The following is an 8,315-nucleotide window of genomic DNA, read 5'->3' as shown; positions in this document are numbered from 1 at the left end:
ATCGGCAGTGGAGTCGAATTCGATACGTCGCATCATGTTGCCAAATCGCCCTGGGGCAGAGTTGCCCCCGCTTTTTGGTACCCTCCTGAGTCTGGGGTCTGACTAGCACTGGAACAGTAATCCGCCCTTGGAAGCCAGATCACATTTCGCTCTGTCCGCAGCAAAGCGAACCCGACACTGAATTTCTGGCCGCCAGAGTTGCAAAAAGGTGTTGCCAGCGTCAATCACTACGCAATAGAGTTTCGCAACGCCAGAAACAGCTTTCCATCAACCTCTCCAAATCGTTGCGTTATCGGGCGTTATCGCACGTTTCTAAATTCCGGGGTCAGAAGTCTCTCATGCGATTTGGACAAAATTTTGCCCTTTGCCAGATTGATTCCTTCCCCTTATGCTGACCCTTCGTGTCACAACAGAAAAAGCGGCCCGCAGGCCGCCTTGATTTCTCTAAGAAAGCGTTGAATATAGCTCCTGTCAAACTTATGCATCGGATTGTTGTCTCGCAGTGAGGCACACCGAAACAGCCTCGGAAGCCTAATGTTTGACCGGGTCAGAGTCAGCCTCCTGTGTGCTGCTGCCCCCGCTGCCTTGACCGAGGACAAGCACCAGCAGTTCATCCATTTCCGGAGCGTAGAGGCCCACTTGCTGACCCACCATTCCATCCTCGTCGAAAACCAATTGCGTCTGGTAGGGCCGAAAGTCTCGAATCTTTCCCTGGCGTAGTAGGGTACAAGGGTCTTGGAGTCAACCCTAATCGGCGAGGATCACACGTTTGAGGATTCGCCGTCCACGACGTGATTCATCTGAGCTTTCGTTTTACAGAGGTCAAGAAGCGCATAATTGGGTTTAGGAAAGATTAGAGCTGCGTCTCCGTTCCTTGACGCTTCGAGGGAACGTATGAGTGACCTTCTAGCTTCTCAGTTTCATCAAGCCACGCTTGACGCTATTACTTCTTCCCTGGTGGTCCTGGATTACGACGGCTTGATCGTCGCAGTGAATCTGGCCTGGCTCCAGTTTGGGCGCGACAATGATTTGCTGCCTGCTCACGCTGTGGTGGGCAGCAACTATTTCGCTGCATGTGAAGCAGATTTATCGGCGGATGGTGCCGCCGCAGTCCAGGGGATACGCAAGGTCATTGCTAGCGAGATCCCGCAGTATTTCCAGATTTATCCGTGCCACTCCCCCCATGAACAACGCTGGTTTCAACTGCGTGTGACGTCCTTTGTTGGTGCCCCCTACCTGATGGCCATTCATGAGGACGTCACAGTTCTCCAAGATTCCCAACGGCAGATTCGTGAAAACGCCACCCTGATCAATAACATTCTGGAAAGCATTCAGGAAGCCTGCCTCTCGGTGGACCACGAGTGGCGTTTGCTGTATCTAAATTCTCAGATGGCCGATTTCCTGGGCAAACCCACTGGCGAACTCCAGGGTCAGAACCTCTGGGCTGTCCTTCCAGAACCATTAGAGACCCTTGTGTGCCCTCATTTCCATGCGGCGGTTCGTGAGCAGCGCACTGCGTGCATAGAGTTATTCGACGAAATATCAAGAACTTGGTTCGAAATGCGCCTTTATCCCTACACTGCTGGACTTACCGTTTACTCCTATAATATCAACGATAAAAAAATAGAGGAACAGGCTCAGATTGACCGCAACACCATCCTGGAGATGACGGTGCATGGCCAGGACCTGACCGTCATTTTGCAGGAGACCGCCATGATGCTCGAACGGCAGTGGCCTACTTATGCCTGTACTGTCCTGCTCAATCAGAAAGGACGGCTTTACACCTCTGCGGCTCCCAGCCTTCCATCTGAGTTTCGTCAGGCCGTTGACGGACTGGAAATTAGCGAAGGTGCAGGGATCTGTGGGACAGCCGCCCTGCGCGGCGAACTGGTGGTTGTCGAGGATATCGCTAAGGATCTCAGCTGCGCGGACTACCTCAATCTGCTCACCACCAACGATTTACGTGCCTGCGCTTCCCTTCCTATCATTGACGGCTCTAAAGTCGTCCTCGGCACGATGGCGCTGTATGGCAGGGTTCCAGGTCCCTTTCCAGAGAAGTTGCTGCAAGATCTGAAAAAAGCCAGTCACCTCGCCGCCGTGGCGATTGAGCACCACTTACTTTCTCAGCACATGATTTACCAGTCCAAACACGATGCATTGACCGGTCTGGCCAATCGGGTGCTGTTCGGGGAGCAACTTCAGGACGTCATTCGAGTGGCGCTCACCACCGAAAGCTCAATGGCACTGCTGTTTATTGACGTCAATGACTTTAAGGGTGTGAACGATTCGCTGGGTCATCTGGCAGGTGATCAGGTGCTCGTAAGTATCGCTCAGCGCCTTCTGGCGTGCATGCGCCCTGGTGAACTTCTGGCGCGAATGGGCGGCGATGAATTCACGGTCGTCTTGCCGTTCACCAATCGGGCGAACGCCGTCCAGATGGCGCAGCGCTGCCTCGACATCTTCGCCCTTCCCTTTGTGGTAGCAGAGCGGGAAATTTATTTGACCACATCAATCGGGATCAGTCTGACCCCGGAAGGTGGGCGTGACGCCGAAACCTTACAACGCAACGCCGATCTGGCGATGTATTACGCCAAGAGCAACAAGCTGGGCATGGCGATATACGAAACCGTCATGAGTCGGCACGCCTACGACCGTTTTGAGATGATCAACTACCTGCGCCCAGCCGTCGAGATGAACGAGTTCGAGTTGCTCTACCAGCCCCAGGTTCAGTTGGTGGACTGGACCATCGTCGGGGTCGAAGCCTTGCTGCGTTGGAATCATCCGCACCTGGGCGTCATCTCCCCGGCGGATTTCATTTCCCTGGCTGAAGAAACGGGCCTGATCATCCCGATCGGGGAGTGGGTCTTGATGGAAGCCTGCCGCCAGGGAATGCGCTGGCGCAAAGCGGGGCATCCGCCCGTCCGGATCGCGGTGAACGTGTCGTCGGTGCAATTCCAACACGCTGGCTTCGTCGAGATGGTGGCCGCCTGCCTCCATGAAACGGGTCTTCCCAGCGAGCAACTGGAACTGGAACTCACGGAGCGGTTGGTGATGCAGGACACAGGAGCCTCTGTGCGACGAATGCAAGCGCTTCGCCATCTGGGCGTATCAATTTCAATTGATGACTTTGGGACAGGGTTCTCGAGCCTGAGTTACCTGGTGCGGCTCCCGATCAATCTCTTGAAAATAGATCGCTCCTTTGTCACTGGTTTGAGCGATACGTCAACGAATTTTCCAGTGGTCAAAGCGATTCTCGACCTGGCCAAGAGCCTGAACCTGGGGGTTATTGCCGAGGGAGTCGAAACCCCAGAAGAGTGCAGATCGCTTGAGCAACTCGGCTGTTCCCTGGGGCAGGGTTACCTGTTTGCGCGTCCCCAAGTTGCTAGCGAAATCTTTTCTTCGGCAGCCAGGACCGACGCAAAGACAGGCGTGACTTGAGCACCAGGCTGCGTTGAGAAAGGGGTGATACCAATCACCAAAATAGGGCTTAACGTAGCGAAGGCCGAAATTTTGTCCAAATCGCATGAGAAACTTCTGGCCCCGAAATTTAGAAACGTGCAAAAACGGTCATTTGTGCGATCCAGAGGGCGTCCCGTAGAAATCAGCGTTCCTGGATTGCGTATCTCTATTGCAATATTCAGAGCAATGGCGACAGGTTTTCGCAAGCAGCGTCGTCCACGACGCTGCTAACGGCAGGCGTGTCAGACAGTAAAACTCGACCTCTCATCCGAGTTGGACAAAAATCGGGCCTTCGCCAGGTTAAGCCCTGAGTGCGACATCTGATTGACCCAGCCGAACAGCAGCTTGATCCCAGGACGGCCGCCAATGGTCAGTAGGAGGTCTCGTGCTAAACCCCTTCAAGCCATCGTTGAGCGATTGACCTGTTCTGCGTAACAGCAAAATTTTGCCCCCAGCTTCGATGGTCAGCCGGGCTACACGGGGTCAAGACCCGATTTTAAAATTTTTGTACGCTAAGAAAAAAACGCCGCCTCACACGCCTCGTTGTAAAACTCCAGTTGGTGGAATTTCGATGGATTGGAGGGTGCAGTTCCGTGTCCCAGTTAAAGGAGGGGCTATTCGATACAAGTAGAAAGGTCGATAAACACGATGTTTTCCGTGTACTCAATCAGACACCTTCAACTGGGACAATCGCAAGTCAATCCGTTAGCGTACAAAAATATCGAAATCGGGTCTTGACCCCTACACGGCGGGACAAGGTCAACGAGTGCAAGTCGCCTGAATCTCCCGCCTGGGACAGCGTTTGGGACGTCTTTATGTTTATCGCGGCGTAGATTGGTCAGCCACTATGCCTTTCCCACAACTCACTTCCTACGCCCCGAACGCTGAATTAATACAGGCTGGGCAGAACAACAGTAAGGCTACGTTCATAAGTACGGGCCTAGATTCATCAGATGTTCATTCCACCCTCTCCACTGCGCCATTTCACTCCCGGTCAATTGGAGGGCCACATTAACCAGACATCTGAAGAGGTCCGACTGGCGGAACTGTACCGGTACGGTATTGTTGATACCCTGCCTGAACCTCAGTTTGACCGCATTATCACGTTGATTGCCCAGTACCTCCACATGCCCATGGCTGCCATCACGTTCGTTGACCGTGATCGGCAGTGGTTTAAATCCCGGCTTGGTCTCCAGGTAGAGGAGATGCCCCGCAGTATCGCCTTTTGTGACCTGACCATCAAGCAAAGCGGCGTCCTGGTCATTCCCGACGCCACCCTGGATCCCCGGGTCGCCGAATTTTCCAATGTTACGGGTGAGCCGCACATCCGCTTTTATGCGGGCGCACCCATCTGTACGCCAGAAGGCCACCCGCTGGGGGCCGTGTGCGTCATTGACCGCGTCCCCCGGGAGTTCACTCCCGAGGACGCCGCAGTACTGGAACATAGTGCGGCCCTGGTCATGGATCAGCTAAAGCTGCACATCACGGTGCAGCAGTTGGGCGACCTGGCCCTCCTGGATTCACTGACGGGCTTACCCAACCGCGCCAATTTCAGGCAGCGGCTGCTGCATGCCACACGCCGGGCCGATCACGCTGGGGAAAGCGTCGTCATAGGGCTGATGGATCTCGACCACTTCAAGCTGGTCAATGACACCTTCGGACACCCTGCAGGCGACGAACTGCTGCGGCTCACCGCCCTGCGCCTCCAGGAGTGCGTTTCCTCCAGTGACACCATCGCCCGCATGGGCGGTGATGAATTTGCGCTGATCTTCACCGATCTCGCCAACCCCGCAGACAGTCAGCTGATTGTTGACCGCATCACGCAGGCCTTCGCTGCTCCCCTTCACCTGGGCGGACGGGAAGTCTTTGTTCACAGCAGTCTGGGACTCACGGTGTACCCGGAGGACGCCAGCGATTTGGAAACGCTCCTGTCACAGGCCGATACTGCCATGTACCGCGCCAAACGGGCAGGCGGCGGACACGCGTTCTTTCACCCGCGTCACGACCAATCTGTCCCGGCCGAGATGGAACTGCTGGTGGCCCTTCATCACGCGCTCGAACACGATGAATTTGAATTGCTCTATCAACCTATTGTCCGGGCGCGCGACCATGCGGTCATGGCCTGTGAAGCCTTGATCCGCTGGAACCGTGCCGGAACAGTCATCAGCCCGCTGGATTTTATCCCCCTGGCAGAAACGTCTGGCCTGATTCTTCCCCTGGGACGGTGGGTGCTCCGTGAAGCCTGCACAGCGGTGGCGCAGGGCCGCGTCACGCGGGTCGCGGTCAACGTCAGTCCCCTGGAATTTACCCAGCCACATTTCTCAGAGCAGGTGGCCCTGATCCTCCGGGAAACCGGTGTCGACCCCCAGCGGATCATGCTCGAAATCACCGAAAGCAGTCTGCTGGATCCGGCGCGCGGTCAGGAGGTTCTGCGCGAGCTGAGAGATCTTGGCGTCCATGTCGGTCTTGATGATTTCGGTATGGGGTACAGCAGCCTGTCCGCCCTGGCCCAACTGCCTGTGGAAGTGCTCAAGATCGACCGGTTTTTTACCCAGCACGTCGATGAACCGGGTGCCGAGGGCAAGCGCTCTGTGGAGCTGATCCGGGCCGTCGTGATCCTTGCCGGTGCGTTTGGTCTGGTGACCGTCGCTGAGGGGGTTGAAACTGCCCAGCAGGCCAGGACGCTCCAAACCTTGGGTTGCGACTACCTGCAAGGGTACTGGTTTGGCCGCCCTGAGCCGCTCAGGCCAAGTCCGCAGCTTGTTCCGATCACTGGCTCCGCTTCAGATCTCACCGTGTACCCAAACTTATGACCCAGTCTGTGTCCGCCAGCGAACACCAGCTGTCGGCCGTCCTCGCCACTCTCGCTGACGCCGTCATCACCACTGACCATCACCACCGCATTCTGGTGTTCAATCAGGCCGCCGAACGCCTGTTCAGGATTGACGCTGTCTACGTCATCGGCACCTCTTTACACCAGTTCTTTCCTCTCGCCCAAACGGGGCAGCCCACGAACATAGCGGTCCGGGCAGACGGAGAGACGTTTTTAGTCGAGATCAGCTCTTCTGAAGTGGGCGTGGACGAGCATCTTCTGTTCACCACAGTCGTGCGCGACGTCAGTGAACAGCGTCAGGCAGAGCAGGCCCTGCGGGACAGCGAGGAACGTTTCCGCACCACCTTCGATCAAGCTGCTGTCGGTATCGCCCACATCGAACTCGATGGACACTGGTTGAGCGTCAACGAAAAGCTCTGCGAGATCGTCGGCTACACTCCGGCAGAACTGGTCCAACTCACTTTTCAAGACATCACCCACCCGGACGATCTCGAAGCAGATCTCGCGTTTGTGGGGCAGTTGCTCAGGGGCGAGATCCGCACCTACTCGCTGCATAAACGTTATCTCCGCAAAGGTGGCGCGCAGATCTGGATCAACCTCACGGTCTCGTTGGTGCGTACAGAGGATGGCAGTCCGCGGTACTTTATCTCCGTTATTGAGGACATCGGCGACATCAAAGCCGCTGAAGCGGCCCTGAGATCCGCCCGTGATGAACTTGAGAGCAGGGTGGAAGAACGCACTGCCGAGCTGCAGTCGCTCAGCCTGCAGCTCCAGCTGCAGGTGACCGAGCTTGAACGGCATAATGCGGAATCGAGGATGCTCAGCGAAATGAGCGAAATGCTTCAAGCCTGCGTCAATCTTGAGGAAGCGCAGCAGGTGGTAGCTCACCACGCCCCCCGGCTGTTTCCGTTCGCTGCTGGCGCACTTTATGCCTTTGGCAACTCCAGAAACGTGTTGGAAGAAGCCGTAACGTGGAATGGCGCAGTCAACCCTTCAAGGGTGTTTGCCCCCGCAGAATGCTGGGGTTTGCGCCGGGGAAGAACGTTCGTCAGCGCCGGCTCGGGTCTACGCTGCTCCCACGCGGCGGGTGGCCCGACGTTGTGTGTGCCTCTGCTGGCCCAGAGCGAAACCGTCGGTCTGTTTCATCTGGTGTCTGAAGATGGCCGTCCCTTTCTGGACCACACCCAACACCTAGCCCAGATGGTCGCGGAAACTGTGGCGCTGGCCTTTATGAATCTGCGGCTCAGGGAGACACTGCGCCAGCAGTCCATCCGGGACCCCCTCACGGGGCTCTTCAACCGCCGGTACCTTGAAGAAACTTTTGAACGTGAACTGCGCCGGGCCACCCGCTACAGTGACCCGATCGGCATCATCATGCTCGACGTCGATCACTTTAAGCGGTTCAATGACACGTATGGTCATGAGGCTGGGGACGCGCTGCTGCAAGAACTTGGCAGCGTGCTCAAAATAAGTATTCGGGGCGAGGACGTGGCCTGCCGGTACGGCGGAGAAGAATTTGCTCTGCTGTTGCCAGGCGCCAACCTCGAACAGACCCTTAATCGGGCCGAAGCGGTGCGGAACGCTGTGGAGCTGATGCAAGTCACGTCCCGGGGTCAGTGTCTCGGGTCTGTCACTGTCTCGTTGGGCGTTGCTGCGTTTCCGCAGCACGCAGGTAACTTGAACGACCTGTTGCGCGCCGCCGATTTCGCCCTGTACCGGGCCAAACAGGAAGGACGCAACCGCAGCCTTGCTGCCGCTGCCCCCTGAAGTGATGCCCAAAAGCAAATTCACTCGTGCTTCTGCTGGAAGAGGGTGACTTGGCCCTGGATCATCCCACTTCACGTTGTAATACGGACTCCGATTGAAAGGTGTTGAAAATACCTGAAAATCCGAATGGAGTGAGAAGGAAACAAACGGAATCCGTAGAAGAGGGTACCAAAAAGCGGGGGCAACTCTGCCCCAGGGCGATTTGGCAACATGATGCGACGTATCGAATTCGACTCCACTGCCGATGCCCCATGAA

The 8,315-nt window shown here is 56.2% G+C and carries 3 protein-coding genes; all 3 read left to right on the top strand.

What is annotated here, in order from left to right; all coding sequences use genetic code 11:
* The first annotated feature begins 894 nt into the window (after window positions 1–894).
* A complete protein-coding gene (locus Q319_RS0121475) occupies window positions 895–3,438 on the top strand; it encodes an EAL domain-containing protein (RefSeq protein WP_081846225.1) in 2,544 nt (847 codons plus the stop codon).
* Window positions 3,439–4,412: 974 nt separating this feature from the next.
* Complete coding sequence (locus tag Q319_RS25015) at window positions 4,413–6,272, top strand: putative bifunctional diguanylate cyclase/phosphodiesterase (RefSeq protein ID WP_051655659.1); 1,860 nt, start codon at window positions 4,413–4,415, stop codon at window positions 6,270–6,272.
* Window positions 6,269–8,059 carry a diguanylate cyclase gene (locus Q319_RS0121465; RefSeq protein ID WP_051655658.1) on the top strand — a complete coding sequence of 597 codons (1,791 nt, stop codon included), beginning with the start codon at window positions 6,269–6,271 and terminating at the stop codon, window positions 8,057–8,059. Before Q319_RS25015 ends, Q319_RS0121465 begins: the two co-directional genes overlap by 4 nt.
* Window positions 8,060–8,315 lie beyond the last annotated feature (256 nt).

Source organism: Deinococcus marmoris DSM 12784 (genome assembly GCF_000701405.1).
GTDB classification, from domain to species: domain Bacteria; phylum Deinococcota; class Deinococci; order Deinococcales; family Deinococcaceae; genus Deinococcus; species Deinococcus marmoris.
This window is presented reverse-complemented; position numbering and strand designations above follow the sequence as displayed.